1 pseudogene is annotated in these 246 nt (G+C 59.8%); it reads right to left on the bottom strand.

The window, feature by feature from the left end:
- Nucleotides 1-246 (bottom strand): annotated as a pseudogene (locus AAEY83_RS17670) (hypothetical protein); the annotation flags it as partial.

Raw genomic sequence — 246 nt, 5'->3', positions numbered from 1 at the left:
AACCGGCAATGCGTTGATCTTGTTGACCATCGCCTCGAGTTTTTCCTGCAACTGTTCGAGGCTGCCGGGAACGGTCGGAATGGTGACCGGCCGTGCCTTGGGGTCGAACGCGACTTTCGGCGCTTTGGGATAGAAATCCAGCGAGATATACAACTGACCGGTGAGCAGGTTGCCATTGCGGGCCTGGGCGCGCAGACCATTTTCGATGAACGTGCCGATCAGGCGCGCGCCGGTGGCCTCGTCGTT

Origin of the sequence: Psychrobacter sp. TB20-MNA-CIBAN-0197 (genome assembly GCF_040309765.1) — a bacterium.
Classification (GTDB): Bacteria; Pseudomonadota; Gammaproteobacteria; order Pseudomonadales; family Moraxellaceae; genus Psychrobacter; species Psychrobacter submarinus.
The sequence above is the reverse complement of the archived record's forward strand: the minus strand, read 5'-3'. Positions and strand labels throughout refer to the sequence as shown.